Source organism: Variovorax sp. Soil_C_39 (assembly GCF_057656815.1).
The window spans coordinates 596,028-620,723 of the sequence record NZ_JBDGJQ010000003.1; the positions used below are offsets into that span (position 1 = coordinate 596,028).

The 24,696-nt window shown below is 66.5% G+C and carries 26 protein-coding genes and 2 tRNA genes; 19 read left to right on the forward strand and 9 right to left on the reverse strand.

Annotation, left to right across the window (positions count from 1 at the left end):
- Positions 1 to 109 precede the first annotated feature (109 nt).
- Entirely contained in the window at positions 110 to 553 is a 444-nt protein-coding gene (locus AC3A6J_RS10835; RefSeq protein WP_487859930.1) for an acyl-CoA thioesterase, read from the forward strand.
- Between the two features lie 88 nt (positions 554 to 641).
- Here AC3A6J_RS10835 and AC3A6J_RS10840 read toward each other — a convergent pair whose 3' ends face one another.
- Both AC3A6J_RS10840 and AC3A6J_RS10845 read right to left on the reverse strand, forming a co-directional pair.
- The gene (locus AC3A6J_RS10840) at positions 642 to 1,049 is read right to left on the reverse strand and encodes a hypothetical protein (protein WP_487859931.1); all 408 of its coding nucleotides are present in this window, start codon (positions 1,047 to 1,049) and stop codon (positions 642 to 644) included.
- A 78-nt stretch (positions 1,050 to 1,127) separates the two neighbouring features.
- On the reverse strand, positions 1,128 to 1,352 hold the full coding sequence (locus AC3A6J_RS10845) for a CsbD family protein (protein WP_487859932.1): 225 nt from the start codon (positions 1,350 to 1,352) through the stop codon (positions 1,128 to 1,130).
- 173 nt (positions 1,353 to 1,525) lie between these two features.
- On the opposite strand from AC3A6J_RS10845, the gene pncB reads away from it, so the two are divergent.
- The 5 genes from pncB to AC3A6J_RS10870 all read left to right on the forward strand — a co-directional run bounded on the left by pncB (position 1,526) and on the right by AC3A6J_RS10870 (position 7,744).
- Positions 1,526 to 2,746, forward strand: a complete 1,221-nt coding sequence (gene pncB / locus AC3A6J_RS10850; protein ID WP_487859933.1) for a nicotinate phosphoribosyltransferase — start codon at positions 1,526 to 1,528, stop codon at positions 2,744 to 2,746.
- A 24-nt stretch (positions 2,747 to 2,770) separates the two neighbouring features.
- The gene (locus tag AC3A6J_RS10855; RefSeq protein ID WP_487859934.1) at positions 2,771 to 4,183 is read left to right on the forward strand and encodes a sodium:proton antiporter; all 1,413 of its coding nucleotides are present in this window, start codon (positions 2,771 to 2,773) and stop codon (positions 4,181 to 4,183) included.
- An 11-nt stretch (positions 4,184 to 4,194) separates the two neighbouring features.
- Positions 4,195 to 5,181, forward strand: a complete 987-nt coding sequence (locus tag AC3A6J_RS10860; protein ID WP_487859935.1) for a 2-hydroxyacid dehydrogenase — start codon at positions 4,195 to 4,197, stop codon at positions 5,179 to 5,181.
- A gap of 95 nt (positions 5,182 to 5,276) precedes the next feature.
- Complete coding sequence (locus AC3A6J_RS10865) at positions 5,277 to 6,584, forward strand: DNA recombination protein RmuC (RefSeq protein WP_487860056.1); 1,308 nt, start codon at positions 5,277 to 5,279, stop codon at positions 6,582 to 6,584.
- The gene (locus tag AC3A6J_RS10870) at positions 6,581 to 7,744 is read left to right on the forward strand and encodes an MFS transporter (RefSeq protein ID WP_487859936.1); all 1,164 of its coding nucleotides are present in this window, start codon (positions 6,581 to 6,583) and stop codon (positions 7,742 to 7,744) included. Before AC3A6J_RS10865 ends, AC3A6J_RS10870 begins: the two co-directional genes overlap by 4 nt.
- A gap of 28 nt (positions 7,745 to 7,772) precedes the next feature.
- Here the strand turns inward: AC3A6J_RS10870 and AC3A6J_RS10875 are convergent, their stop codons facing one another.
- From AC3A6J_RS10875 to earP, 3 genes are all read right to left on the reverse strand, one after another.
- Complete coding sequence (locus AC3A6J_RS10875) at positions 7,773 to 8,636, reverse strand: LOG family protein (RefSeq protein ID WP_487859937.1); 864 nt, start codon at positions 8,634 to 8,636, stop codon at positions 7,773 to 7,775.
- Positions 8,637 to 8,772: 136 nt separating this feature from the next.
- Entirely contained in the window at positions 8,773 to 9,327 is a 555-nt protein-coding gene (efp, locus tag AC3A6J_RS10880; protein ID WP_012746921.1) for an elongation factor P, read from the reverse strand.
- A gap of 191 nt (positions 9,328 to 9,518) precedes the next feature.
- Positions 9,519 to 10,619, reverse strand: coding sequence for an elongation factor P maturation arginine rhamnosyltransferase EarP (gene earP, locus AC3A6J_RS10885; protein ID WP_487859938.1), 1,101 nt, complete (start codon positions 10,617 to 10,619; stop codon positions 9,519 to 9,521).
- 51 nt (positions 10,620 to 10,670) lie between these two features.
- Between earP and uvrC the strand changes: the two genes are divergently transcribed.
- The 3 genes from uvrC to AC3A6J_RS10900 are packed head-to-tail and all read left to right on the forward strand — an operon-like array spanning position 10,671 to position 14,123.
- Complete coding sequence (uvrC, locus tag AC3A6J_RS10890) at positions 10,671 to 12,632, forward strand: excinuclease ABC subunit UvrC (RefSeq protein ID WP_487859939.1); 1,962 nt, start codon at positions 10,671 to 10,673, stop codon at positions 12,630 to 12,632.
- A 43-nt stretch (positions 12,633 to 12,675) separates the two neighbouring features.
- Positions 12,676 to 13,242: a CDP-diacylglycerol--glycerol-3-phosphate 3-phosphatidyltransferase gene (pgsA, locus tag AC3A6J_RS10895; RefSeq protein WP_487859940.1), complete on the forward strand. Its 567-nt coding sequence runs from the start codon at positions 12,676 to 12,678 to the stop codon at positions 13,240 to 13,242.
- Entirely contained in the window at positions 13,239 to 14,123 is an 885-nt protein-coding gene (locus tag AC3A6J_RS10900; RefSeq protein ID WP_487859941.1) for a DMT family transporter, read from the forward strand. The genes pgsA and AC3A6J_RS10900 overlap by 4 nt, the downstream gene beginning before the upstream one ends.
- 34 nt (positions 14,124 to 14,157) lie before the next feature.
- Here AC3A6J_RS10900 and AC3A6J_RS10905 read toward each other — a convergent pair whose 3' ends face one another.
- The gene (locus AC3A6J_RS10905) at positions 14,158 to 15,120 is read right to left on the reverse strand and encodes a LysR family transcriptional regulator (protein ID WP_487859942.1); all 963 of its coding nucleotides are present in this window, start codon (positions 15,118 to 15,120) and stop codon (positions 14,158 to 14,160) included.
- 70 nt (positions 15,121 to 15,190) lie between these two features.
- On the opposite strand from AC3A6J_RS10905, the gene AC3A6J_RS10910 reads away from it, so the two are divergent.
- The 6 genes from AC3A6J_RS10910 to AC3A6J_RS10935 all read left to right on the forward strand — a co-directional run bounded on the left by AC3A6J_RS10910 (position 15,191) and on the right by AC3A6J_RS10935 (position 20,558).
- Positions 15,191 to 16,105 (forward strand): alpha/beta fold hydrolase, encoded by a 915-nt coding sequence (locus tag AC3A6J_RS10910; RefSeq protein WP_487859943.1) that lies wholly within the window; start codon positions 15,191 to 15,193, stop codon positions 16,103 to 16,105.
- Positions 16,102 to 17,187: a tartrate dehydrogenase gene (locus tag AC3A6J_RS10915; protein ID WP_487859944.1), complete on the forward strand. Its 1,086-nt coding sequence runs from the start codon at positions 16,102 to 16,104 to the stop codon at positions 17,185 to 17,187. Before AC3A6J_RS10910 ends, AC3A6J_RS10915 begins: the two co-directional genes overlap by 4 nt.
- Positions 17,188 to 17,419: 232 nt before the next feature.
- Positions 17,420 to 17,692 carry an HU family DNA-binding protein gene (locus tag AC3A6J_RS10920; RefSeq protein WP_007830705.1) on the forward strand — a complete coding sequence of 91 codons (273 nt, stop codon included), beginning with the start codon at positions 17,420 to 17,422 and terminating at the stop codon, positions 17,690 to 17,692.
- Between the two features lie 28 nt (positions 17,693 to 17,720).
- Positions 17,721 to 17,796 (forward strand) — tRNA-Val (locus tag AC3A6J_RS10925).
- 72 nt (positions 17,797 to 17,868) lie between these two features.
- Positions 17,869 to 19,782, forward strand: coding sequence for a SurA N-terminal domain-containing protein (locus AC3A6J_RS10930; RefSeq protein WP_487859945.1), 1,914 nt, complete (start codon positions 17,869 to 17,871; stop codon positions 19,780 to 19,782).
- A 101-nt stretch (positions 19,783 to 19,883) separates the two neighbouring features.
- Complete coding sequence (locus AC3A6J_RS10935; protein ID WP_487859946.1) at positions 19,884 to 20,558, forward strand: histidine phosphatase family protein; 675 nt, start codon at positions 19,884 to 19,886, stop codon at positions 20,556 to 20,558.
- Between the two features lie 31 nt (positions 20,559 to 20,589).
- Here AC3A6J_RS10935 and AC3A6J_RS10940 read toward each other — a convergent pair whose 3' ends face one another.
- The gene (locus tag AC3A6J_RS10940) at positions 20,590 to 20,922 is read right to left on the reverse strand and encodes a hypothetical protein (RefSeq protein ID WP_487859947.1); all 333 of its coding nucleotides are present in this window, start codon (positions 20,920 to 20,922) and stop codon (positions 20,590 to 20,592) included.
- A gap of 22 nt (positions 20,923 to 20,944) precedes the next feature.
- The gene (locus AC3A6J_RS10945; RefSeq protein ID WP_487859948.1) at positions 20,945 to 21,193 is read right to left on the reverse strand and encodes a GlsB/YeaQ/YmgE family stress response membrane protein; all 249 of its coding nucleotides are present in this window, start codon (positions 21,191 to 21,193) and stop codon (positions 20,945 to 20,947) included.
- Positions 21,194 to 21,341: 148 nt separating this feature from the next.
- Between AC3A6J_RS10945 and AC3A6J_RS10950 the strand changes: the two genes are divergently transcribed.
- The 3 genes from AC3A6J_RS10950 (at position 21,342) to AC3A6J_RS10960 (ending at position 22,724) form a co-directional block, all read left to right on the forward strand.
- On the forward strand, positions 21,342 to 21,974 hold the full coding sequence (locus AC3A6J_RS10950) for a YbhB/YbcL family Raf kinase inhibitor-like protein (RefSeq protein WP_487859949.1): 633 nt from the start codon (positions 21,342 to 21,344) through the stop codon (positions 21,972 to 21,974).
- 75 nt (positions 21,975 to 22,049) lie between these two features.
- A tRNA-His gene (locus AC3A6J_RS10955) sits at positions 22,050 to 22,125 on the forward strand.
- Between the two features lie 254 nt (positions 22,126 to 22,379).
- Positions 22,380 to 22,724 carry an H-NS histone family protein gene (locus AC3A6J_RS10960; RefSeq protein WP_487859950.1) on the forward strand — a complete coding sequence of 115 codons (345 nt, stop codon included), beginning with the start codon at positions 22,380 to 22,382 and terminating at the stop codon, positions 22,722 to 22,724.
- Positions 22,725 to 22,815: 91 nt separating this feature from the next.
- Here AC3A6J_RS10960 and AC3A6J_RS10965 read toward each other — a convergent pair whose 3' ends face one another.
- On the reverse strand, positions 22,816 to 23,802 hold the full coding sequence (locus AC3A6J_RS10965) for an NADPH:quinone oxidoreductase family protein (protein ID WP_487859951.1): 987 nt from the start codon (positions 23,800 to 23,802) through the stop codon (positions 22,816 to 22,818).
- A 134-nt stretch (positions 23,803 to 23,936) separates the two neighbouring features.
- Here AC3A6J_RS10965 and surE point away from each other — a divergent pair, with 134 nt between their 5' ends.
- The gene (gene surE / locus AC3A6J_RS10970; RefSeq protein ID WP_487859952.1) at positions 23,937 to 24,695 is read left to right on the forward strand and encodes a 5'/3'-nucleotidase SurE; all 759 of its coding nucleotides are present in this window, start codon (positions 23,937 to 23,939) and stop codon (positions 24,693 to 24,695) included.
- Position 24,696 lies beyond the last annotated feature (1 nt).

Here is a 24,696-nt window from a genome sequence, read left to right on the forward strand (position 1 = left end):
TGCAGCAAATTAGAACGTGCTTTCTAAATCTGGCTTGCGGCCCTCCGAGAGCCTATCGGGTGGTGTCGGGCCGGTCCTGCGCCGCCGCCCGCTGGCACAATGCCGCGCGATGAGCTCCGCCGCCAAACCGACCCCCCACGCCCGCAGCAGCTACCGGGTTTTTCGCAGCATTCCCACGCGCTGGGCCGACAACGACATGTATGGCCATGTCAACAACGTCGTCTACTACAGCTGGTTCGATACCGCGGTGAACGCGCTCCTGATCGAACGCGGCGCCCTCGACATCCACCAGGGCCAGACCGTCGGCTTCGTGGTCGAGACGCAGTGCAACTATTTCGCCCCCATCGCGTTTCCGCAGACGGTGGAGGTGGGCATCCGCGTGGCCCAGGCCGGCCGCTCGAGCGTGCGCTACGAGATCGGGTTGTTCGCCGAAGGAGCCGACACCGCCGCAGCGCAAGGCCACTTCGTGCACGTATATGTCGACCGCGCGACCCAGCGCCCGGTGGCGTTGCCAGACGCGCTGCAGCGCGTGGTCGATTCGCTGAAGGCCTGACGGCCGCGCGCTGCAAAAGCAAAACGGCGCCCTAGAAGGCGCCGTTCTGTTTACAGCTTCGCACGGCCCACAAGGGCCATGGCGCCGCTTACATGGTCTTCTTCATGGCCTTGATGTCGGCCTTGCCCTGCGACTCGTCGGCCTTGGCCTGCTTCACGCATGCATCCTTCGCTTCGCCCTTCTGGTCGTCGCACTTTTCCTTGGCGACCTCGTAGCTGGCCTTGACCTTTTCCTCGGCGACCTTGCGGGCATGGGCATCGCTCGGCTTGTACTGCTGTTCGAGCTCGGCCTTGGCGACGTCTTCCTTGCCCTCGGCTTCCTTCTCGCAGACGTCCTTCGCGTTGTCCTTCATGGCATCGCACTGGGCCTTGGCGGACTTGTGGTCGGCCTCGATCTTCTGCTTGGCGGCCTTGTATTCGTCCTGGGTCATTGCCGAGGCGTGGGTCGCGACGAAGCAGGTGGAGGCGAGTGCCAGCATGAGCAAATGTTTCTTCATTTTTTCCTTTTAGGTTTTTGGAGAGAGGGGGCATGCGGACGGCCCATGCGGGCCGTCATGCGGAAAGCGTCAGTGCTTTCAGTACCAGAGGCTGTCGGCGCTGCGGCCGTCGCGGGATTCCCATTCCTTGACCTGCTTCTCGGCCTCGTCGCGACTGATGCCGTGGCGCTCCTGGATGCGGCCGAGCAGCTGGTCGCGCTTGCCGGCGATGACGTCGAAGTCGTCGTCGGTGAGCTTGCCCCATTGCTCCTTGACCTTGCCCTTGAGCTGCTTCCAGTTGCCTTCGATGGTGTCCTTGTTCATGCGAATCTCCTTGAGGTTGTCCAGCGGCATGGACTGCCGCCGTGCACTCACTGTCGTTCGCGCCATTCACCCCGCTGGTAGGACGCCCTGCGCGAGCGCCGTAGGCACAAGCCGACGGCGCCCGTGATAATCGGACGCACGCCGAAAAAGACCGGGACAACGCGCGCCGAAACATGATCATTCACAGCCTGCTCGACACTGACCTCTACAAGTTCACCATGATGCAGGTCGTGCTGCATCACTTTCCCGGTGCCCGGGTTGAGTACCGGTTCAAGTGCCGCAATCCCGGCGTCGACCTCGCTCAATTCGCGGGGCAGATCCGCGAGGAGGTTCGCAGCCTCTGTTCGCTGCAGTTCCGCGACGCCGAACTCGCCTACCTGCGCTCGATGCGCTTCATCAAGAGCGACTTCGTCGACTTCCTCGGGCTGTTCCGGCTCAACGAGAAGTACATCACCATCACTCCCCAGGCCTCGGGCGAGCTCGAGATCCGCATCAAGGGGCCGTGGCTGCACACGATCCTTTTCGAGATCCCGGTGCTCGCGATCGTGAACGAGGTCTACTTCCGCAACACGCAGAAGAAGCCGGATTTCGTCGAGGGACGCCGGCGGCTCGAGACCAAGATCACGCAGTTGCAGGAGGCGGGGCTGTCCGACCTCAAGATCGCCGACTACGGCACCCGCCGCCGCTTCTCGAAGGACTGGCACGAAGAGGTGCTGCGAACGCTGGTGGCGCGGCTCGGTGCCGTGACCGCCCCGGCGCTGCCGGCACGGCCCGGCGACGGGCTGCCGCAGCTCGCGGGCACCAGCAACGTGCTCTATGCCATGAAGCTCGGCCTGATCCCGCTCGGCACGATGGCGCACGAATACCTGCAGGCCTGCCAGGCGCTCGGCCCGCGGCTGCGCGACAGCCAGATCTTCGGCTTCGAAACCTGGGCGCGCGAATACCGCGGCGACCTCGGCATCGCGCTGTCCGACGTCTACGGCATGAGCGCCTTCCTGCGCGACTTCGACCTGTACTTCTGCAAGCTCTTCGACGGCGCGCGCCACGACAGCGGCGATCCGTTCCAGTGGGGCGAGCGCATGCTCGCGCACTACATCGCCAACCGGGTGGACCCGCTGACCAAGACACTGATCTTCAGCGACGGGCTCACTATGCCGCGCACGATCGAGCTCTACCAGCAGTTCCGCGGCCGCTGCCAGCTGGCGTTCGGCATCGGCACCAACCTCACCAACGACCTCGGCTACGAGCCGCTGCAGATCGTCATCAAGATGATCAACTGCAACGGCCAGCCCGTGGCCAAGCTGTCGGACACGCCGTCCAAGAACATGTGCGAGGACGAGAAATACCTGGCTTATCTGCGCCAGGTGTTCGAGATCGAGCAGCCGCCGGCCTGACCTCGTCTGGTACGGTAACGCCCCATGAAAAAAAGAGTCCGTTTCGCGGCAGCCGCAGTGCTGCCGATGATGTTTCCCGCCCTGGCGATGGCCGCCGATTTCGACGGCAGCAAGCTGTCCGCGCTGTGGAGCGTTCCGTTTGCCGGCATCCTGCTGTCGATCGCGCTGATGCCGCTCGTGGCCCCCGCGTTCTGGCACCACCACTACGGAAAGATCTCGGCCGCCTGGGCGCTGACATTCCTGCTGCCCTTTGCGGCGATCTACGGTGCGCCGCTCGCGGGCACGCAGCTGGTGCATGCGATGGTGGAGGAGTACATCCCCTTCATCATCCTGCTGACCGCGCTGTTCACGGTGGCCGGCGGCATCCACATCCGCGGCAACCTGCACGGTGCGCCGGGCCTCAACACCGCGATCCTCGCGGTCGGCGCGGTGCTCGCGAGCATCATGGGCACCACGGGCGCCTCGATGCTGCTGATCCGTCCGCTGATCCGCGCCAACGACAACCGCCGGAGCAAGGCGCACGTGGTCGTGTTCTTCATTTTCATCGTCTCGAACGTGGGCGGCTCGCTCACGCCACTCGGCGATCCGCCGCTGTTCCTCGGCTTTCTGAAGGGTGTCGACTTCTTCTGGACCGCGAAAAACATCCTGCCGGAGACCCTGTTCCTGGTCGGGGCGCTGCTCGCCCTGTTCTACGTCATCGACCGCTACCAGTACCGCAAGGAAGGCGTGCTGCCGTTCGACCCGACGCCGGACACGCCGCGCATCGCCTTCGACGGCGCTGCCAACTTCTGGTTGCTCGGCGGCATCGTCTTCTTCGTGCTGCTCTCCGGGGTCTGGAAGTCGCCCGTGGGCTTCGACCTGTTCGGAACGCGCGTCGGCCTGCCGGGATTGGTGCGCGACGCGGCGCTGATCGCGATCCTGCTGATCTCGTTTCGGCTCACGCCGGCCAAGGTGCACGCCGACAACCAGTTCGAATGGGGCCCGATGGCCGAGGTGGCGAAGCTGTTCGCGGGCATCTTCCTGACCATCATCCCGGTCATCGCCATGCTCAAGGCCGGCGTGCAGGGGCCGTTCGGCGCGGTGATCGCGGCCGTCACCCGGCCCGACGGCCAGCCGGATCCGGCCATGTACTTCTGGGCCACGGGTGTGCTGAGCTCTTTTCTCGACAATGCGCCGACCTACCTGGTGTTCTTCAACACCGCGGGCGGCGACGCTGCCACGCTGATGACGACCCATGCCGCAACGCTCGCGGCGATCTCTGCGGGCGCGGTGTTCATGGGCGCCAACACCTACATCGGCAATGCGCCCAACCTGATGGTCAAGGCCATCGCCGAGAGCCGCGGCGTGCGCATGCCGAGCTTCTTCGGCTACATGGCGTGGTCGGTAGCCATCCTTATTCCGCTGTTCGTTCTTTCCACCTTCATCTTCTTCCGCTAGGCACAGACATCATGAGCAAGCCCAAGATCCTGGTCGCGCGCGCGATCTTCCCCGAAACCATCGAGCGGCTGTCGCAGCACTTCGAGGTCGAGTCGAACCAGGCCGACGAGAGCTGGAGCAAGGAACAGCTGATTGCCAAACTGCAAGGCAAGCAGGGCGCGTTCACCACCGGCAGCGAGCGCATCGATGCCGCCTTGCTCGACGCCTGCCCCGACCTGAAGATCTGCGCCAACATGGCCGTGGGCTACAACAACTTCGACGTCGACGCGATGGCCGCGCGCGGCGTGCTCGGCACCAACGCGCCCGACGTGCTGACCGAGACCACGGCCGACTTCGGCTTTGCGCTGCTGATGGCCACGGCCCGGCGCATCGCCGAGAGCGAGCATTTTCTGCGCGCGGGCAAGTGGCAGAAGTGGAGCTTCGACATGTTCGCGGGCTCCGACATCCACGGCTCGACGCTCGGCATCATCGGCATGGGCCGCATCGGGCAGGGCATCGCGAAGCGCGGCGCGCACGGCTTCGGCATGAAGGTGGTCTATCACAACCGTTCGCGCCTCGACGCGACGGTCGAGGCCGAATGCAAGGCCAGCTACATTGGCAAGGAAGAGCTTCTCAAGACCGCCGACCACGTGGTGCTGGTGGTGCCGTATTCGCCGGCCTCGCACCACACCATCGGCGCGGCCGAACTCGCGCTGATGAAGCCGACCGCCACGCTGGTGAACATCGCGCGCGGCGGCATCGTCGACGACGCGGCGCTCGCCGCGGCGCTGCGCGAGAAGAAGATCGCAGCCGCGGGCCTCGACGTGTTCGAAGGCGAGCCGAAGGTCCATCCCGACCTGCTGACCGTGCCCAACGTGGTGCTGACGCCGCACATCGCGAGCGCCACGGTGCCCACGCGGCGTGCCATGGCCGACCTTGCGGCCGACAACCTGATCGCATGGTTCGGCGGCAAGGGGCCGCTCACGCCCGTGACTCCCGTGCCGGCGGCAACCAAATAGGCGCACGCCGCAGAAAGAGACATCGGACCCCCTTGGAAACCACCGAACTGATTCTTTTCGCGCTGGGCGCGCTCGCGCTCATCCAGCTGCTGCTCATGGTCTGGCTGCTCGCGCGGCGGCAGCCCGAGCCCGACCACAGCGAAATTCTGGGCGCACTCGCCGCGATGCGCAGCGCGAACGAGCGCACCGAGCGCGAACTGCGCCATGAGATCGCCGAAAGCTCGCGCGGCGCACGGCAGGAAACTGCACAGGCCTTCGCCACCTTCCAGCAGGCGCTGGTGCAGCAGGGCGCAGAGGCCACACGCACGCAGAATGCCCAGCTCGACGCCTTCGCGCTGCAGCTCGCCTCGCTGCAGAAGAACCTCGGCGACACGCTCAACAACCAGCTGCAGGGCCTGAGCGAATCCAATGCCCGGCGGCTCGCCGAAGTGCGCGCCACCATGGAGACGCAGCTCACTCAACTGCAGCAGAACAACGCCGCCAAGCTCGACGAGATGCGAAAGACCGTCGACGAGAAGCTCCAGAGCACGCTCGAGGCGCGGCTCGGCGAGAGTTTCAAGCAGGTCGCCGAGCGGCTCGAGCAGGTGCACAAGGGCCTGGGCGAGATGCAGGCGTTGGCCGTGGGCGTGGGCAGCCTGCAGCGCGTGCTGACCAACGTCAAGACGCGCGGCGTGTTCGGCGAAGTGCAGCTCGAAGCCCTGCTCGAACAGGTGCTCACGCCCGAGCAGTACGCCCGGCAGGTCGAGACCAAGCCGCGCAGCGGCCAGCGCGTCGACTTCGCGATCCGCTTTCCGGGCCGCGGCGACGACGGTGCGCCGGTCTGGCTGCCGATCGACGCCAAGTTTCCGCGCGACGACTACGAGCGCCTCATCGATGCGCATGAGCGCGCCGATGCCGCAGGCGCCGAGCTTGCCGCCAAGGCACTCGAGGCGCGCGTGCGCAGCGAAGCCAAGTCGATCGCGGAGAGCTACCTGGCTGCGCCGCACACCACCGATTTCGCCATCCTGTTCCTGCCGGTCGAAAGCCTCTATGCCGAGGTGCTGCGGCGCCCCGGCCTGATGGATGCGATCCAGCGCCAGCACCGCGTGACGCTGGCCGGCCCGACCACCTTGCTGGCCATGCTCAACAGCCTTCACATGGGCTTTCGCACGCTGGCGCTGGAGCGGCAGGCCTCCGAGGTCTGGAAGGTGCTGGGCGCGGTCAAGACCGAGTTCGAGCGTTATGGCGAATGGGTGTCGCGCATCAAGGAGCAGGTGGCCAAGGCCTCCGACACCATCGACAAGGCCGACACGCGCGCCAAGCAGATGCGACTCGCGCTGCGCAAGGTCGAGGCGCTGCCCGAGGCGCAGTCGCAGGCGCTGCTGCCGCCCACCGCCGACAGCGAGGGCGACGACACCCCGTGAAAGGCTCCGAACTGCTGCGCGTGATCGGCGCCCAGGTCTGCCTGCATGCGACGATGGCCGGCATGCGGCTCGCGACGCCGCTGCTGGCGCTGCAACAGGGCTACAGCGCCGCGGCGGTGGGCTTGCTGATCGCGCTGTTCGCGCTCACGCAGGTGTTCCTTGCGCTGCCGGCCGGGCGCTTCGCCGACCGGTACGGATTCAAGCGGCCGTTGTGGCTGTCGGTCATCGCGGCGTCCACCGGCGCGGGGCTGGTGGTCATCTTCCCGACCTTCCCGGTGATGTGCCTCGCGGCACTGTTGACGGGCGGCGCCACCGGCGCGACCGTGATCGCATTGCAGCGCCACGTCGGCCGCTCGGCCACCAACGCGACGCAACTCAAGCGGGTGTTCAGCTGGCTCGCGATTGCGCCCGCGGCAGCCAATTTCGTCGGACCCTTCGCGGCAGGCCTGCTGATCGACAACGCCGGGCATGCGCCGGCGGACATGCTGGCGTTTCGCGTCTGCTTTGCGGTGATGGCCGTCCTGCCGATCGTCTGCTGGTGGCTCGCGCGCGGCGCGCACGAACCGCCGCTCATCGTGCCGGTGGCCGGCGCCGTGCCCACGCGCGCCTGGGACCTGCTGCGCGAACCGATGTTCCGGCGCCTGCTGTTCGTGAACTGGCTGCAGTCGTCGAGCTGGGACGTGCACGCCTTCGTGCTGCCGGTGCTGGGCCATGACCGCGGCATCAGCGCGTCGGTGATCGGTTCCATCCTCGGTGCCTTCGCCGTTGCGGCGGCCGTCATTCGCGTGGTGCTGCCCCTGATCGCCTCGCGCGCTTCGGAGCGCAGCGTGATCCTGGTCTCCACCATCGTCACCGCGGCGGTGTTCGCGGTGTATCCGCTGCTCGACTCGGCCTGGACCATGGGCCTGTGCTCGGTGATCCTCGGCTTCGCGCTGGGCGCCGTGCAGCCGATGGTGATGAGCATGCTGCACCAGATCACGCCGCACGAGCGGCACGGCGAGGCGCTGGGGCTGCGGCTCATGACGATCAATGCGTCGAGCGTCGCGATGCCGATGCTGTTCGGATCGCTCGGCGCGCTGATCGGCATTGCCGGCGTTTTCTGGGTTGTGGGCGGCGTGCTCGCGCTCGGCGCCCGCGCCACCTGGGGCCTGAAGGTCTAGCAGCGCCGCGGGCCAGCCCCGCGTGCGCCTACAGCTTGTAGAAGCGCTTGATCGCGCTCCAGGCGTCCTCGGGCGTGTCGACGTATTGGAACAAGTCCACGTCGCCTGGCGAGATCACGCCTTCCTCGACCAGGAAATCGAAGTCGATGAGCTTCTTCCAGTAGTCGGTGCCGAACAGCACGATCGGCACCGGCTGGGACTTGCGCGTCTGCACCAGCGTGATGACCTCGAACAGCTCGTCGAGCGTGCCGAAGCCGCCCGGAAACGCCACCAGCGCCTTCGCACGCATCATGAAATGCATCTTGCGGATCGCGAAGTAGTGGAACTTGAAGCTCAGCGCGGGCGTGACGTAGGGGTTCGCCGCTTCTTCCATCGGCAGCGCGATCGCAAGGCCGACCGAGAGGCCGCCGCCTTCGTGCGCACCGCGGTTGGCCGCCTGCATGATGCCGGGGCCACCGCCGGTGCAGATGAAGAGTTTGTCCTCGGGCTCCTTGTCGTTGCTGTACTGCGCGACCAGCTTGCCGAAGGCACGGGCCTTCTCGTAGTAGTGCGAGCTGCGCGCGAGCCGGCGCCAGCGTTCGGCAGCCGTGGCGTCGCCGGCGGCCTCGGCTTGCGCGACGAGCGCTGCGGCTTCTTCGTCGCTGCGGAAGCGGGCGCTGCCGAAGACCACCACCGTGTTCTCGATGCCGTGGGCGCGCTGCTCGACGTCGGGCTTCATGAGCTCGAGCTGCATGCGCACACCGCGGGTCTCGCGGCGCAGCAGGAATTCGGGGTCGGCGAAGGCGATGCGCGAGGGATCGGGGTCGAGCGGCAGGCCCTGTTCGGCGTGCGTCTTGAGCGTGGCCCAGGCGTCGGCCAGGCGCTTGTCGTGAAGGTCGTGCGTGTTGTTCATGGGAATGTGCAGGAAGACTCACTGCATTGTGCAGCGTGGCGGCCGCCGGACGCCGGGCGTGCCAAACGAAAAAGGCCCCTTGCGGAGCCTTTCTGAAAGCGCATGCCGGCAGCTTTGCCGGCAGGAAGCAGGGTCATCAGACGCGCTTGCGGTATTCGCCCGTGCGGGTGTCGATTTCGATCTTGTCGCCTTGCGAGACGAAGAGCGGCACCGGCACTTCGAAGCCGGTCGCGATCTTGGCGGGCTTCAGGACCTTGCCCGAGGTGTCGCCCTTGACGGCCGGCTCGGTCCAGGTGATCTCGCGCTCGACGCTGGTCGGCAGCTCGACCGAGATGGCCTTGCCGTCGTAGAACACCACTTCGACCGGCATGCCGTCTTCGAGGTAGTTGAGGGCGTCGCCCATGTTCTCGGCTTCGACTTCGTACTGGTTGTACTCGGTGTCCATGCAGACGTACATCGGGTCGGCGAAATAGGAGTAGGTGCACTCCTTCTTGTCGAGCACGATCTGGTCGATCTTGTCGTCGGCCTTGAAGACCACTTCGGTGTTGAAGTTGGCGATCAGGCTCTTGAGCTTCATGCGCACGGTGGCGGAGTTGCGGCCGCCGCGGCTGTATTCGGTCTTGAGCACGACCATCGGGTCCTTGCCGTGCATGATGACGTTGCCGGCGCGGATTTCTTGAGCGATTTTCATATCAGGTTCTCTGGATGTTGGCCGCTCGGTGCACGGGGCCCTCGGCGGCTATTGCAGGAAGGTGCAGGTTGGCCGGCGCGGCGAGCCCCGCGGTACAGGTTTCACGGCGGGTTAAAAGCGGGCTTGGCGGAGCATGTCGGGTCTTGCACATCGCGCCCAGACCCGCCCAGAAATCCGCAAAGCCCGCTATTTTAGCTTTTTCCGGCAACCAGGTGCCGCAATTGCGTCGCCAGGTCCTCTTGCGCCCAGAGCTTTTCGCGGCCGGCCCGCACGGTTTCGCGCCACGGGTCGAGGGCGCCCAGCGGGGGCAGGGGCACCTCGCCGAAGCCGTTCCAGGCGTGGTGGAAGCGCCGCATCGCCGGCGGGGCGCCGAGCCAGTCGAGCCAGGCGTCGAGCTTGGCGTGGTGCGCGTCGTCGTCCTGCGGGTAGATCTGCCAGACCAGCGGGGCACCGGCCCAGAGGCCGCGCACGAGCGAATCCTCGCCGCGCACGAAGTTGAGGTCGCAGGCCCACAGAAGATGGTCGAAATCGACCTGCGTCAGGTAGGGCAGGTACGAGATCGAGAGTGCACCGAAGCCCGCGAGCGCCTGGTCGGCCTGGCCGCGGGCCGAGAAAAAGGCCCTGACCGCGTGCGTCGCGCGGCCGGCGGTCACCAGCAGCCGCGTGGGCTCGGACGCGGCCGCGAGCCGATCGAGCAGGTCCGCCAGCGCCGGGGGTTCGTAGCAGAACAGCGACACCAGGCGTTCGCCCTCCTGCCGCGGAACCTCTTGTGCTGCGAGCCACGCATCGCGGTCGAAGCGCGCCCGCCGCTCGGCCAGCCCGGGCTCGCGCAGGAGCCCACCCGTGCCGGGCGTGAAACCTGGGTAGAAGAAGCGCTTCGTGAGCCCGGCGCCCGGTCCCTTGAAGACCGGCGACGGCAGGCGGTGCAGGCGCTCGACATACGGTTCCGCCGACAGGTATTCGAGGTTGATCCAGGCCCGGGCGGGGGTGCCGGCGTCCTGCGCTTCCTCGGCAAAGCGCGCCACGAGTTCGGGCGCCGGATCGCAGCCGAAGGCCTCGACGAGCACATCGGGCGGCGCCGCGGCCGCGGCCTGGCGGACGGCGTCGGGGTCGAGCCAGTCGATCACCTGCACGCCCTCGCATCCCGCCGGCGCCATCCAGTGCAGCGCGGTGGCGTCGTCGATCCAGAGCCGCACGCGCTCGCCGAGCGCCGCCAACTGGCTCGACAGGCGCCAGCAGACGCCGAGGTCGCCGTGGTTGTCGATGACCTTGCAGAAGATGTCCCATTGCATGCATGGGAGTGTGCCCGCCCCGGCGCGCCGGCGCACGCCACAATATCCGCCATGTCAGACGTGCATTCCGAACAATTGCTCAGCGAAGTCGCGGCCCTGCCGCAGCTGCCGGGCGTCTATCGCTATTTCGACGCGGCGGGCGCGGTGCTCTACGTGGGCAAGGCGCGCAACCTCAAGAAGCGGGTCGCCAACTACTTCCAGAAGAGCCACGGCGGCACGCGCATCGGCCACATGATCTCGAAGATCGCGCGCATGGAGACCACGGTGGTGCGCTCCGAGGCCGAGGCGCTTCTGCTCGAGAACAACCTGATCAAGACGCTCAAGCCGCGCTACAACATCCTTTTCAGGGACGACAAGAGCTATCCGTACCTGAAGATCGCCTCGCACCAGTTTCCGCGGCTCGCCTACTACCGCGGGGGCGTCGACAAGAAGCACCGCTACTTCGGGCCCTACCCGAGCGCCTGGGCGGTGAAGGAGTCGATTCAGCTGCTGCAGAAAGTGTTCAAGCTGCGCACCTGCGAGGACACTGTGTATGCCAACCGCACGCGGCCCTGCCTGCTGTACCAGATCAAGCGCTGCTCGGGCCCGTGCGTGGGCTACATCGCGCCCGAGGTCTATGCGCAGGACGTGGCCAGCGCCGAAGCCTTCCTGATGGGCGACACCCAGCTCGTGCTGTCCAAGCTCGAAGCGCGCATGAGCGCCCATTCCGAAAAGCTCGAGTTCGAGCAGGCGGCCGAGCTGCGCAACCAGATGTCGGCGATCTCGCGCGTGCTGCATCAGCAGTCGATCGAGATCGCATCGGACAAGGACGTGGACATCCTCGCGGTGAAGGTGCAGGGCGGCAAGGCCTGCGTCAACCTGGCCATGGTGCGCGGCGGAAGGCACCTGGGCGACCGCCCGTACTTTCCGGTGCATGTGGAGGATGCCTCGCAGATCCACCACGGCGAACTCGATGCGGAAGAGGGCGCGCCCCCGGCGATCGCCGATCCGGTCGAGGTGCAGGTGCTCGAGGCCTTCATCGCGCAGCACTACATCGACGTGCCGGTGCCCGCCACGCTGGTGCTGAGCCATCCGGTGGGCCGTGCGCTGATCGAGGCGATCTCGCAGCAGGCGGGTTCGCGCGTGACGGCGGTATTCCAGCCGCGCGAGCAGCGCCGGCACTGGCTCGAGATGGCCGAAACGAATGCGGGCCTCCAGCTCGCGCGGCTGCTGGCCGAGGAGGGGTCGCAGCAGGCGCGCACGCGCGCGCTGACCGACGCGCTCGAACTCGCGCCCGACGACCTCGACAACTTCCGCGTCGAGTGCTTCGACATCTCGCACACCGCGGGCGAGGCAACGCAGGCGTCGTGCGTGGTGTTCGAGCACCATGCGATGCAGAACCGCGAATACCGGCGCTACAACATCGAGGGCATCACGCCCGGCGACGACTATGCGGCGATGCGCCAGGTGCTGCACCGCCGCTACGGCCGCCTGGCCGAGGCGATGGCGGCCGAGACCGATGCACCGCCCGCAGGCGACGCGGCCGGTGCCGGCAGCGATGCGCCGCCCAAGACGCGGGCCGCGCGCATGCCGGACCTCGTGCTGGTCGACGGCGGCAAGGGCCAGGTGTCGATGGCGCGCGAGGTGTTCAGCGAACTGGGCCTGCCGCTGTCGCTGATCGTCGGCGTCGAGAAGGGCGAAGGCCGCAAGGTCGGCCTCGAGGAACTGGTGTTCGCCGATGGCCGCGAGAAGGTTTACCTCGGCAAGGACTCGGCGGCGCTGATGCTGGTCGCGCAGATCCGCGACGAGGCGCACCGCTTCGCGATCACGGGCATGCGTGCCAAGCGCGCCAAGGTGCGCGTGGGCGGCAGCCAGCTCGAGGACATTTCGGGGATCGGGCCGAAGCGGCGCGCCCGCCTGCTGCAGCGCTTCGGCGGCATCCGCGGCGTGGCGGCGGCGAGCGTCGAGGACATCGCGTCGGTCGAGGGCATCGCCACCGAGCTGGCCGAGGAAATCTATCGGGCCTTGCACTGACGTGCCGCCGTCGCTCACGCTGGCATGACACAATCGCGCGCATATGTTCTGGACACTTCCGACCATCATGACCTGGACGCGCATCGTCGCGATTCCGTTGATCGTCGGCATGTTCTATCTGCCGATGGCCGAGCCGACGCGCAACCTGATCGCCACGGTCATGTTCATCGTGTTTGCCGCTACCGACTGGCTCGACGGTTACCTGGCGCGCAAGCTCAACCAGACCTCGGCCTTCGGCGCCTTCCTCGACCCCGTGGCCGACAAGTTCCTGGTCTGCGCGTCGCTGCTGGTGCTGGTGCATCTGAACCGGGCCGACGTGTTCGTCGCCTTGATCATCATCGGACGGGAGATCGCGATCTCGGCGCTGCGCGAATGGATGGCCCAGATCGGCGCGAGCAAGAGCGTCGCGGTGCACATGATCGGCAAGGTCAAGACCACGGTGCAGATGGTCGCGATCCCGTTCCTGCTCTATGACGGGCAGCTCTTCGGCGTGATCGACACCGGCTGGTGGGGCCAATGGCTGATCTGGATCTCGGCCGTGCTGACGATCTGGTCGATGGTCTATTACCTCCAGAAGGCCATTCCCGAGATCCGGGCACGCGCCAAATGAGCTTTGCCGCGGCCCGCGGCGCGGGCTGGCTGCGCGCGATGCCGGCGGTCTTCGTGCTGATCTGGAGCACGGGCTTCATTGTCGCGCGCTACGGCATGCCCTACGCGCCGCCGCTTAAGTTCCTGGCCGTGCGCTTTGCCCTGTCGCTCGTGTGCTTCGGCATCTGGGTGGCGCTCGCACGCGTTGCCTGGCCGCGCGAGCGCGCACAGTGGGGGCACCTGGCGATCACCGGGGTGCTGATGCAGGCAGGCTATCTGGGCGGCGTCTGGGCCGCGGTGCATGCCGGCATGGGCGCAGGGCTGGTGGCGCTGCTGGTCGGCATCCAGCCGGTGCTGACCGCCATCTGGCTGTCGCTCGGCGGCGGGCGCATTTCGCAGCGCCAATGGGCGGGGCTGACGCTGGGCTTCGCGGGGCTGGTGCTCGTGGTCTCGCGCAAGCTCGGGCAGGGCACCGAGGTGAACGCGCTCACGATGGCGCTCGCGGTCATGGCGCTGGTGTCGATCACCGCGGGCACGCTGTACCAGAAGCGCTTCGTCGCCCCGTGCGACGTGCGCAGTGCCAGCGCCGTGCAGATGGCCGCGGCACTCGTCGTCACCCTGCCTTTTGCGCTGATGGAGCCGCAGTCGATCGAATGGAATGCCTATTCGACCGGCGCCATGGCCTGGTCGGTGCTGGCGTTGTCGCTCGGCGGCAGCTCGCTGCTCTACATGCTGATCCAGCGCGGCACCGCCACGGCAGTGACGAGCCTGCTCTACCTGGTGCCGCCGTGCACCGCGGTCATGGCCTGGCTGCTGTTTGCCGAGCCGATCGGCCTCGTGACCTTGCTGGGCATCGGGCTTACCGCCGCCGGGGTGAGCCTGGTTGTGCGCAGCCAGCGCTGAAGCAGCGCTTTTTCTTCTTCTTTCCTGCCTTCTTTCAGCGCGGCGAACTGGTCTTGCCGGGTTTCCAGGGCTCGCCGCGAAATTGTTCCGCAAGGTGGTCGAGCAGCAGGCGCACGCGCCGCGGTGTCTTCGGGCGCCAGGGGGCAATCCAGTGGATGTCGGCGTCGGGCATTGCGTACTGCGGCAGCACGCGCACCAGCGCGCCCGACGCGAGCTGCGGTGCGATGTCCCACAGGCTGCGCAGCATGATGCCGTGGCCCGCCAGGCACCAATCGCGCACCATCTCGCCCGAGTTGCTGCTGAGCGGTCCCTGTACCCGTACGCGCGCGGTGCTGCCGTCGCGCGCATGGCGCAGCGTCCACAGCGCGAACTGGCGCTGGTTCACCTCGCCGTTCTCGCGCGCGACCAGGCAGTCGTGCGTGGCCAGCGCGTCGACGGTGGCCGGCAGGCCGCGCCGCTCGATGTAGGCGGGCGCGGCGGCCAGCACGCGCTGGTTGCGCGCGATGCGGCGCGTGGCCCAGTCGGCCGCGCGGCGCTGCTGCACGGCCCACAGCCACAGCGCGCCGTCATAGCCCTCGGCACCGAGATCGGGCAGGCGCTCGGTCAGCAGCAGTTCGATCTGCAGGCCGGGATGGCGCGCCTGGAAGCCGGCCAGCGTGGGGCCGACCCAGCGCCGGCCGAAGCCGAAGGTGGCGGCCAGGCGGATGGTGCCGACCAGCGCGTTCTGCCGCTCGCCGAGGTCGCTCTCGAGCGCCGCAAAACCCTCGAGCAGCGTCCTTGCGTGCAGGCAGACCGCCTCGCCCTCGGCCGTCACGCTGAGCCGGCGCGTGGTGCGCTCGAAGAGCCGCTGCCCGAGCCGCGCCTCGAGCGCGCCGAGCCGCTTGGTGACCACCGACGGCACGACGTCGAGCGCGGTGGAGGCGCCCGCGAGGCTTCCCTGGTCGCGGATGGCCAGCACCAATTCGAGATCGCCGCGGTCCAGCGCCAATGGATTCATGCCAAATTGGAAAGTATGAATTGGCTGATTGTTGCTTGATGATCGATGGAGCGCAACGCACAATCGCCGCGTGACTGCTTCCTCCTTCCTCGACTTTCCCACCTTCGACATCGAGCGCAACGGCGTCCGCGTGCACGGCCGGGTCGGTGGCCGCGGCGCACCGCTGCTGCTGCTGCACGGCCATCCGCAGACGCATGCGATCTGGCACCGCGTGGCGCCGGCACTGGCCGAGCGCTTCACCGTGGTGGCGCTGGACCTGCGCGGCTATGGCGACTCGGGCCGGCCGGCGGCCGATGCCGATCACCTGGCGCACAGCAAGCGCGAGATGGCGCTCGACGCACGGGCCGCAATGTCGCACCACGGCTTCGATCGCTTCGGCGTGCTCGCCCACGACCGCGGCGCGCGCGTGGCGCACCGCCTGGCCGCCGACCACCCGGCGGCCGTCCAGCGCATGCTGCTGCTCGACATCGCGCCCACGCTGTCGATGTACGAGAACACCAGCGACGCCTTCGCCCGCGCCTACTGGCACTGGTTCTTCCTGGTCCAGCCGCCGCCGCTGCCCGAGGCGCTGATCGCTTCGGACCCGGTGCGCTACGTGCGCAGCGTGATGGGCGGCAGGCATGCAGGGCTCGCGCCCTTCGCGCCCGAGGTGCTTGCCGAGTACGAGCGCTGCGCGCAGATCCCGGGCACGGCCGAATCGATCTGCGAGGACTATCGCGCCTCCGCCACCATCGATCTCGTCCACGACCGCGCCGACGTCGCCGCCGGCCGGCGGCTCCCGCAGCCGTTGCGCGTGCTCTGGGGCGAGCATGGCGCGGTCGGGCGCTGTTTCGACGTGCTCGCGCTGTGGCGTGAACGCGCCGACGAAGTTTCGGGCCGCGCGCTGCCGTGCGGCCACTATGTTCCCGAGGAAGCGCCGGACGAACTGCTCGCCGAGGCCCTCGCGTTTTTCACACCCCTCCAGCAAGAAGGAACCACACCATGACCACCCACCGCATCGCAGTCATCGCCGGCGACGGCATCGGCAAGGAAACCATGCCCGAAGGCCTGCGCGTGGTCGATGCCGCGGCGCGCAAGTTCGGCATCGACCTGAAGTTCGACCACTTCGACTTCTCGAGCTGGGACTACTGCGAGAAGCACGGCAAGATGATGCCCGACGACTGGAAGGACCAGATCGGCGGGCACGATGCGATCTACTTCGGCGCGGTGGGCTGGCCCGAGAAGATCGCCGACCACGTGTCGCTCTGGGGCTCGCTGCTGTTGTTTCGCCGCGAGTTCGACCAGTACATCAATCTGCGCCCCGCGCGGCTGATGCCCGGCATCACCGCGCCCGTGGTGCGGCGCGACGGCACGCCGCGCCAGCCCGGCGAGATCGACATGTACATCGTGCGCGAGAACACCGAAGGCGAATATTCGAGCATCGGCGGGCGCATGTACGAAGGCACGCCGCGCGAGATCGTGGTGCAGGAGACCGTGATGTCCCGCCACGGCGTCGACCGCGTGCTCAAGTTCGCCTTCGAACTGGCCCAGTCGCGTCCGAAGAAACACCTGACCAGCGCGACCAAGTCGAACGGCATCTCGATCACCATGCCCTACTGGGACGAGCGCGTGGTCGAAATGGCGAAGAATTACCCGGGCGTGACGCTCGACAAGTTCCACATCGACATCCTCACCGCGCACTTCGTGCAGCGGCCCGACTTCTTCGACGTGGTGGTTGCGAGCAACCTGTTCGGCGACATCCTGTCCGACCTGGGCCCGGCATGCACCGGCACCATCGGCATCGCGCCGAGCGCCAACCTCAACCCCGAGCGCACGACGCCGTCGCTGTTCGAGCCGGTGCACGGCTCTGCGCCGGACATCGCGGGCAAGGGCATCGCGAACCCGATCGGCCAGATCTGGTGCGGCGCGATGATGCTCGAATTCCTGGGCCACAAGAACGCGCACGACGCGATCCTCGCGACCATCGAGAAGGTGCTCGCACCCCAAAGTGGCGCACCGCGCACACCCGACATCGGCGGCACGGCGAGCACGTCCGACCTCGGCAAGGCCATCGCCGAAGCGCTTTGATCGCGCTTCGGTCGCTGTAAAAGTGGGCGCGCGAAACGCCCCTAAAATCGCGCGCTCCGCTGTCTTGCATGGCTTCGCGTCGTATTGACACCCTGCAGACCAGTGGTTGTAATCCTTCTGGCAGCGCGCTGCCGAGGCGTCAGTCCTGCCAGGCTTTGCGTGTCGCGTCATTCCGCGACCGACTCGCAGCTGACGAAGCCGACCAACTTAATTTCTTCGACTAGGGGCCCTTGTGAACAAGACCGAACTCATTGAGCACATCGCAAAAAACGCCGACATCTCCAAGGCAGCCGCCACCCGCGCGCTGGAGTCCACCATCGGCGCCATTCGTACCACGCTCAAGAAAGGCGGCTCCGTGTCGCTGGTCGGTTTCGGCACTTTCGCGGTCGGCAAGAGGGCTGCGCGCACCGGCCGCAATCCGCGCACCGGCGACGCGATTAAAATCAAGGCCGCCAAGATTCCGAAGTTCCGTCCGGGCAAGGCGCTGAAAGACGCGCTCAACTAGGACGTACACTCGGAGCGTATTTCCGGTGGGGTGCTTAGCTCAGCTGGTAGAGCGGCGCCCTTACAAGGCGTAGGTCGGGGGTTCGAGCCCCTCAGCACCCACCACCCGATGCAAAGGCGAACACAGGTTCGCCTTTTTTATTGCCGTGCGACATCCGTCGAAGAGAGTGTTCAAGCATGTTTGATTTCTTCCGCAAGTACAACAAGATCGTCATGTTCGTCTTGTTCTTGCTGATCATTCCCTCGTTCGTCTTTCTCGGGGTCGATCAGTACCAGAGCTCGGGCGTCGACGAGAAGGTGGCACGCATTGACGGAAACTCCATCACGCGGCCCGAGTGGGACATGCAGCATCGCAACGAGATCGACCGCATCCGCCAGCAGTCGCCCAACGTGGACCCCGCACTGCTCGAGTCGGATGTGATGCGCTACGCCACACTGGAGCGCATGGTGCGCGACCGCGTGCTGGCCGCCGCGGCTGCCAAGTCGAACGTGAGCATCTCGGAAGAGCGGCTGACGCGGATCTTCGCGCAGGACACGGGCCTTGCGGCATTCCGCACGCCGGATGGCAAGTTCGACCGCGAAACCTTCCAGCGCGTCACCGGCCGCACGCCGGAGCAGTACGAAGCCTCGATGCGCGCGGAACTCGCCACGCAGCAAGTGCTGCTCGGCATCTCGGGAACGGCCTTTGCGCCGCCTGCGTTGACGGCCGCCACGATCGGCGCCTTCTATGACCAGCGCGAGATCCAGGTCGCGCGCTTCGCACCCGACAGCTTCGCGTCGAAGGTGACGGTCAGCGACGCCGACATCGAAACCTACTACAAGGACCACGCGGCCCAGTTCCAGGCGCAGGAGCAGGCCAGCATCGAATACCTGGTGCTCGACATCGAGGCCGCGAAGAAGAACGTGTCGGTCAACGAAGCCGACCTCAAGACCTACTACGAGCAGAACAAGGAACGCTTCGGCACGAAGGAGGAGCGCCGTGCGAGCCACATCCTGATCACCGCACCCGCGAGCGCCTCGTCGGACGAGCGCGCCAAGGCAAAGGCCAAGGCGGAACAATTGCTGGCCGAAGTGAAGAAGGCACCTGCAAGCTTCGCCGACGTGGCGCGCAAGAATTCGCAGGACCCCGGTTCCGCGGAGAAGGGCGGTGACCTCGACTTCGTGACGCGCGGTGCCATGGTCAAGCCGTTCGAAGATGCGATGTTCGCGCTCAACAAGGGCGACATCAGCAACGTGGTCGAGACCGAGTTCGGCTACCACATCATCCGGCTCACCGACATCAAGCCCGGCGTGGTGCAGCCCTTCGAGCAGGTCCGCGCGACCATCGAGAACGAAGTGCGCGCGCAGCAGGCCACGCAGGAATTCGCCAAGGCGGCGGAAACCTTCACCGACACCGTGTACCAGCAACCCGACAGCCTGCAGCCGGCCGCCGAAAAGCTGAAGCTCACGGTCCAGACCGCCAGCAACGTGGCGCGCACGCCCGCACCCGGGGCCACCGGCGTGCTGGCCAACCGCAACTTCCTCAATGCGCTGTTTGCGGCCGATTCGCTGAGCCGCAAGCAGAACACCGAGGCCATCGAAGTCGGCGCGAACCAGCTCGCGTCGGGCCGCATCACCCAGTATTCGCCTGCGCAGCCGATGCCGCTGGCCGAGGTGAAGGACAAGATCCGCGCCCAACTCGTCAACGAGCGTGCCGCCGTCATGGCCAAGGCCGAGGGTGAAGCCAAGCTCGCGGCCTGGACCGCCAAGGCCGACGATGCAAGCTTCGGCAAGCCGGTCACCGTGTCGCGGCGCGATGCGCAGTCGCAGCCCCTCGCGGTGATCGATGCCGCGCTGCGCGCGGACCCGGCCAAGTTGCCCGCGCTCGTGGGCGTGGACCTGGGCACCCAGGGCTACGCCGTGCTGCGCGTCACGAAGGTCGTTCCGCGCACGCCCTCGGCGCCCGAAGAGGCGCAGCAGGAGAACGCGCAGGTCGCGCAGTCGGTGGCTGCGGCGGAAAGCACCGCCTACTACAACATGCTCAAGGATCGCTTCAAGGCCGAGATCCTGGTGCCGAAGCCGGCGGACACTCTGTCGGCGACCGCGCGTTGACCTTCATCGCTTTGCGCGCGGTGTCGCGTGGGCGTCGCTGAGCGCAGGCGCCGTCGCCGGTGGGACAAGCGCGTCCTGCGGTTGTGGCCAGAATTCCGTGCATGGGAACCCTCTACCTCGTGCGCCATGGCCAAGCCAGCTTCGGCGCTGCCGACTACGACAACCTGAGCGAGCTCGGGCACCGGCAGTCGGTGCGCCTCGGTGAATACTGGCGCGAGCGCGGCATGCATTTCGATGCGGTGATCACCGGCACCCTGAAGCGTCATCGCCAGACCTGGGAAGGCATTGCCAAGGGCCTGGGGCTCGAGCGCGACGACGTGCTGCCCTGGCCCGGCCTCAACGAGTACGACAGCGAGGCGGTCATCGCGACCATCCACGAGGGCAAGCTCGAGAAAGCCGACACGCCCGAGATGTACCGGCACCATTTCCGGCTGCTGCGCAACGGTCTCGGCGCCTGGATGCAGGGCCGCACCCAGCCGGTGGGCATGCCGAGCTACATCGATTTCCTCGCGGGCGTGACGACGGCGCTCGATCATGTGCGCGACCGCCACCACGGTGCGCGGGTGCTGGTGGTGTCGAGCGGCGGACCGATCAGCACGGCCGTCGGCCATGTGCTCGGCACTTCACCCGAAGTGACGATCGAACTGAACCTGCGCATCCGCAACACCGCGGTCACGGAGTTCGCCTTCACGCCGAAGCGCCACATGCTCGTCACGTACAACACGCTGCCGCACCTCGATGCGCCCGCCTACGAAGACTGGGTGACCTACGCCTGAGGATGCGCGGGCGCAAGGAAACGCGGGCAGTTCAGGCCTGCCAGACACCGTAGCCGATGCGGCGCAGTGCAATGCCGAGCTCGACCTCCATCGACCGGGCGTCGTCATAGCTCATGGGGTTGTAGCGTTCATACAGGGCGGGCAGCAGCCGCAGCCCGAACGCCTGCACGAAGCTGTTGGACTGGATGCCGGCCTTGTGCTTGTCGAAACGGATGTCGGGGTCCAGGCCGGTCATGCCCACGTAGACGAAGGGCTTGCCGAGCTGGGAGTCGGGGTTGGCCCGCCTGAAGCGACCGTTGTTCCATACGCGGTCGTCGAGCTCGACCACGTAGACGTGATGCCCGGCCCTCGGCTTGCGCGGCATCTGTGGCGGGCGCGGCGCGCGTTCAGCGCTTGCGCTTCACCAGCCCGTAGAGCAGCAGCAGCACGATCGCGCCGACCACCGACGCGATGAAGCCCGCGCCCTCGCCGGCGGTGTACCAGCCCATGGCCTGGCCGACGTAGGTCATGATCAGCGAACCCGCGACCCCGATCAGCGTGGTGACGATGAAGCCAGCGGAATCGTCGCCCGGCTTGACGGCCCGTGCCACGAGACCCACGATGAAGCCGATCAGGATGGTCCAGACGATGCTCATGAAGAAACTCCTTTGGCGGTGGAAGGGGTGCAGAAAGCGGCGTGCACCGCGGTAAATTGCGGGCCGCACTCATGATAGCGGAGCCGTCAAGACGCGCTTGCTGCTGCGTCCTACAGGCCGGGACGGTGCGCGGGGCTATACCGTAGGCATGCTCGAAAAACTTCCCGAAGCCATCGGCCACGCGCTGCACGGCATGCGCGCCGGCCTGGACAAGATCGTCTTCAACTCGCTCGGCATGCGGCAGGGCATGGCGTCGATCGTGCTGGAGAGCGTCGCGTTCGTCGACCATGGTCCGATGGCCCCGCGTTACACCGCAGACGGCGAGGGCCTCTCGCCGCCGTTGCAGTGGACAGGCATTCCCGCTGGCGCGCTGTCGCTCGTTCTCGTGGTCGAAGACGCCGACTCCCCGACGCCCAATCCGCTGGTGCACGCAATCGTCGTGGGCTTGCCGCCCGGCGACGGAAAGCTCGACGAGGCGGCCATTCCGAGCCGCGAGAGCGACGGCGACGAGGGGCTGCATGTCGGGCGCAACTCCGGGCTGCAGGCCGCCTGGATGCCGCCCGATCCGCCCCCCGGCCATGGCGCGCACCGCTACGCGTTCCAGTTGTTCGCGCTCGACAGCACGCCGGAATTTTCAAGCACGCCGGGACGCGATGAGATCTTCGATGCGCTACAGGCGCATGCGCTGGCCAGCGGCCTTCTGATCGGCACCTGCGAGCGGCCGGACGGCATGGCCAAGATCCCGCAGTCCGCTCCGGCGGGGCCGCTTGCAGCGGGTTGAGCAGAATTTCAATCGGCTTCGCGGCACGCGGAGGCGGAAGGCGTGATTTTTCCCGCTATAATTGCGGGCTCTCCGGTGGCTGTAGCTCAGTTGGTAGAGTCCCAGATTGTGATTCTGGTCGTCGTGGGTTCGAGTCCCATCAGCCACCCCAAAACATCGTTCTGACTGCTATTGCGCAATAGCATCCAGGAACCACGACGCCGGGCCCGCCCCGGCGTTGTCATTTGTGGCGCCGTCCTGGCGTCACTGCAGCTTCTGCATTCCTTCGATAAAGCACCAACTCGGTGCATGTGTTTTGTGCGATGCCGCATTTCGCGTGCCGTGGCCGCTTTTTGGCGTCGCCCTGCTTGTGCTAATTGTGAATTGAATTAAAATCCGCTCGTTTCCAATTTTCAGGAGTCCTGAATGGCTTCGACCCTTGCCGATATCAATTCTCAGATCAAGAAGTACGACGAGCAGATTGCGCAATTGCGCAAGCAGGCCGAAGACCTTCGCAACCAAGAACGCTCCGGCGTGATTGAAGACGTACGCAGGAAGGTCGCCGAATATGGTTTGACCGCTGCGGACCTGAAACTCAGCGCGCGCGGCGGTTCGATCAAGCGAAGCGCGGGTGTGCCTGCACCCAAGGCGGCGGCCAAATACCGCGGTCCGACAGGCGAAACCTGGTCGGGAGGCCGTGGCCGCAAGCCGCGCTGGGTGACCGAGGCATTGGCCGCTGGCAAGTCGCTGTCCGAGTTCGAGATCAAGTAAGCGTCTCGGCTGGCCGTCGGCCATTAAAAAAGCCCGCGCATGCGGGCTTTTTTAATGTCGGGTGGCGCCAGCCGTGCGAAGCGCTGCGGCCTCAGTTCACCATCACGAGTTTACCCTTGACGCCACGCGAGCCCATGTGGGCATAGGCGGCTTTCAAATCCGCCATCGGCATGGTGCTGTCGATGACGGGCTTGATCTTGCCCTGGCCGTACCACTGCGCCAATTCGGCCATCATTTGTGCATTGGCCTTGGGCTCGCGCCGCGCGAAATCTCCCCAGAACACGCCGACGATGGACGCACCTTTCAGCAGCGTCAGATTCAATGGCAGCGAAGGAATCGGCCCCGCAGCGAAGCCGACCACCAAATAGCGTCCGCGCCAGCCAATGGAGCGAAATGCGGGCTCGGCGAAATCGCCGCCGACGGGATCGTAGATAACGTCCGGTCCCTTGCCGTCGGTTGCGGCCTTGATCGCGTCGCGAAAGCCGCCCGGCAGCGCGTGCGTGGTGTAGTTGATCGTCGCGTCGGCGCCAATGGAGCGGCAGAGTTCGCATTTCTCGTCGGTCGAAGCGGCGGCGATCACGCGTGCGCCCGCAGCCTTCGCGATCTGTATGGCCGCCGTGCCGACACCACCTGCAGCGCCGAGCACCAGCACGGTTTCACCGGCCTTGAGCTGGGCGCGGTCGATCAGTGCGTGCCACGAGGTTGCGTAGATCATGATGAAAGCCGCCGCATCGACGTGACCGAAGCCTTCGGGCAGCGGCATGCAGAGCGCAGCCGGTGCCAGTGTGTGGGTCGCGAAGCCGCCCGTGCCCGACAGGCAGGCCACGTTCTGCCCGATCTTCAGGTGCGTGACGCCTTCGCCCACGGCCTGGACCACGCCGGCATATTCGGAGCCGGGCACGAAGGGCAGCGGCGGCTTGATCTGGTATTTGTTCTGGACGATCAGCAGATCGGGAAAATTGAGGCTGGCGGCCTTGATCTCGATCAGCACCTGCCCCGGCCCGGGCGTCGGCGTCGGCAGTTCTTTCCAGGTCAGCGCGTCGACGCCGGTGGGGTTTTCGCAAAGCCATGCGTGCATGCTCGGGTCTCCTTCTATGAATCGATCGGTCGTGTGTGGCAAGTGTTGCGCGACGATGATAGGGGGCGCCGCAGGACACCCTTGTCCCTGCTGCGACGCACCCGCCGCCTACAATCCGAACACCGAAAAGCACCATGAAGATACTCATTTCCAACGACGATGGTTTTCAGGCGCCGGGCATCGTCGCATTGCACGACGCGCTCAAGGACATCGCCGATGTCGAGGTGGTCGCGCCCGAACACAACAACAGCGCGAAGTCGAACGCGCTGACGCTCGCTGCGCCGCTCTACGTGCACAAGGCGCACAACGGCTTCCGGTACGTGACCGGCACGCCGGCCGATTGCGTCCACATCGCGCTCAAGGGTCTGCTCGGCTACCGGCCCGACCTCGTGGTCTCGGGCATCAACAATGGCGCCAACATGGGTGACGACACCATCTACTCGGGCACCGTGGGCGCCGCGATGGAAGCCTACCTGTTCGGCATTCCTGCCATCGCCTTCTCGCAAATCGAAAAGGGCTGGGCCCATGTCGATGCGGCCGCGCAGGTGGCGCGCCGCCTGGTGCAGCGGATCGAACACGAACGCATGGTGGAGCAGGGCGCGTTCCTGCTCAACGTGAACGTGCCGAATCGACCGCTGGACGAACTCAGGCCGATCAAGGTCTGCCGCCTTGGCCGGCGCCATGCCGCGGAAAAAGTCATCACGCAGGAAAGCCCGCGCGGCGAAACCATGTACTGGATCGCGGGCGCCGGCGGTGCCAAGGACAGCGGTGAAGGCACCGACTTCCATGCCACGGCAGAGGGCCATGTCGCACTGACGCCGCTGCAGATCGACCTGACCGATCATGCCAACCTGGGGCAGTGGCGCGAGACCGTGGCCCGTCTGGGCCATTGAA

What these genes read in the sequence shown, in the direction of transcription:
- AC3A6J_RS10945 (WP_487859948.1), bottom strand. Translation starts at nt 21,193, where the DNA reads ATGAGCATCGTCTGGACCATCCTGATCGGCTTCATCGTGGGTCTCGTG.
- AC3A6J_RS10875 (WP_487859937.1), bottom strand. Translation starts at nt 8,636, where the DNA reads ATGAACAACACGCACGACCTTCACGACAAGCGCCTGGCCGACGCCTGG.
- earP (WP_487859938.1), bottom strand. Translation starts at nt 10,619, where the DNA reads ATGCAATGGGACATCTTCTGCAAGGTCATCGACAACCACGGCGACCTC.
- AC3A6J_RS10835 (WP_487859930.1), top strand. Translation starts at nt 110, where the DNA reads ATGAGCTCCGCCGCCAAACCGACCCCCCACGCCCGCAGCAGCTACCGG.
- AC3A6J_RS10935 (WP_487859946.1), top strand. Translation starts at nt 19,884, where the DNA reads ATGGGAACCCTCTACCTCGTGCGCCATGGCCAAGCCAGCTTCGGCGCT.
- pgsA (WP_487859940.1), top strand. Translation starts at nt 12,676, where the DNA reads ATGTTCTGGACACTTCCGACCATCATGACCTGGACGCGCATCGTCGCG.
- AC3A6J_RS10960 (WP_487859950.1), top strand. Translation starts at nt 22,380, where the DNA reads ATGGCTTCGACCCTTGCCGATATCAATTCTCAGATCAAGAAGTACGAC.
- AC3A6J_RS10915 (WP_487859944.1), top strand. Translation starts at nt 16,102, where the DNA reads ATGACCACCCACCGCATCGCAGTCATCGCCGGCGACGGCATCGGCAAG.
- AC3A6J_RS10855 (WP_487859934.1), top strand. Translation starts at nt 2,771, where the DNA reads ATGAAAAAAAGAGTCCGTTTCGCGGCAGCCGCAGTGCTGCCGATGATG.
- uvrC (WP_487859939.1), top strand. Translation starts at nt 10,671, where the DNA reads ATGTCAGACGTGCATTCCGAACAATTGCTCAGCGAAGTCGCGGCCCTG.
- AC3A6J_RS10950 (WP_487859949.1), top strand. Translation starts at nt 21,342, where the DNA reads ATGCTCGAAAAACTTCCCGAAGCCATCGGCCACGCGCTGCACGGCATG.
- AC3A6J_RS10930 (WP_487859945.1), top strand. Translation starts at nt 17,869, where the DNA reads ATGTTTGATTTCTTCCGCAAGTACAACAAGATCGTCATGTTCGTCTTG.
- AC3A6J_RS10865 (WP_487860056.1), top strand. Translation starts at nt 5,277, where the DNA reads ATGGTCTGGCTGCTCGCGCGGCGGCAGCCCGAGCCCGACCACAGCGAA.
- efp (WP_012746921.1), bottom strand. Translation starts at nt 9,327, where the DNA reads ATGAAAATCGCTCAAGAAATCCGCGCCGGCAACGTCATCATGCACGGC.
- AC3A6J_RS10905 (WP_487859942.1), bottom strand. Translation starts at nt 15,120, where the DNA reads ATGAATCCATTGGCGCTGGACCGCGGCGATCTCGAATTGGTGCTGGCC.
- pncB (WP_487859933.1), top strand. Translation starts at nt 1,526, where the DNA reads ATGATCATTCACAGCCTGCTCGACACTGACCTCTACAAGTTCACCATG.
- AC3A6J_RS10840 (WP_487859931.1), bottom strand. Translation starts at nt 1,049, where the DNA reads ATGAAGAAACATTTGCTCATGCTGGCACTCGCCTCCACCTGCTTCGTC.
- surE (WP_487859952.1), top strand. Translation starts at nt 23,937, where the DNA reads ATGAAGATACTCATTTCCAACGACGATGGTTTTCAGGCGCCGGGCATC.
- AC3A6J_RS10845 (WP_487859932.1), bottom strand. Translation starts at nt 1,352, where the DNA reads ATGAACAAGGACACCATCGAAGGCAACTGGAAGCAGCTCAAGGGCAAG.
- AC3A6J_RS10940 (WP_487859947.1), bottom strand. Translation starts at nt 20,922, where the DNA reads ATGCCGCGCAAGCCGAGGGCCGGGCATCACGTCTACGTGGTCGAGCTC.
- AC3A6J_RS10900 (WP_487859941.1), top strand. Translation starts at nt 13,239, where the DNA reads ATGAGCTTTGCCGCGGCCCGCGGCGCGGGCTGGCTGCGCGCGATGCCG.
- AC3A6J_RS10860 (WP_487859935.1), top strand. Translation starts at nt 4,195, where the DNA reads ATGAGCAAGCCCAAGATCCTGGTCGCGCGCGCGATCTTCCCCGAAACC.
- AC3A6J_RS10965 (WP_487859951.1), bottom strand. Translation starts at nt 23,802, where the DNA reads ATGCACGCATGGCTTTGCGAAAACCCCACCGGCGTCGACGCGCTGACC.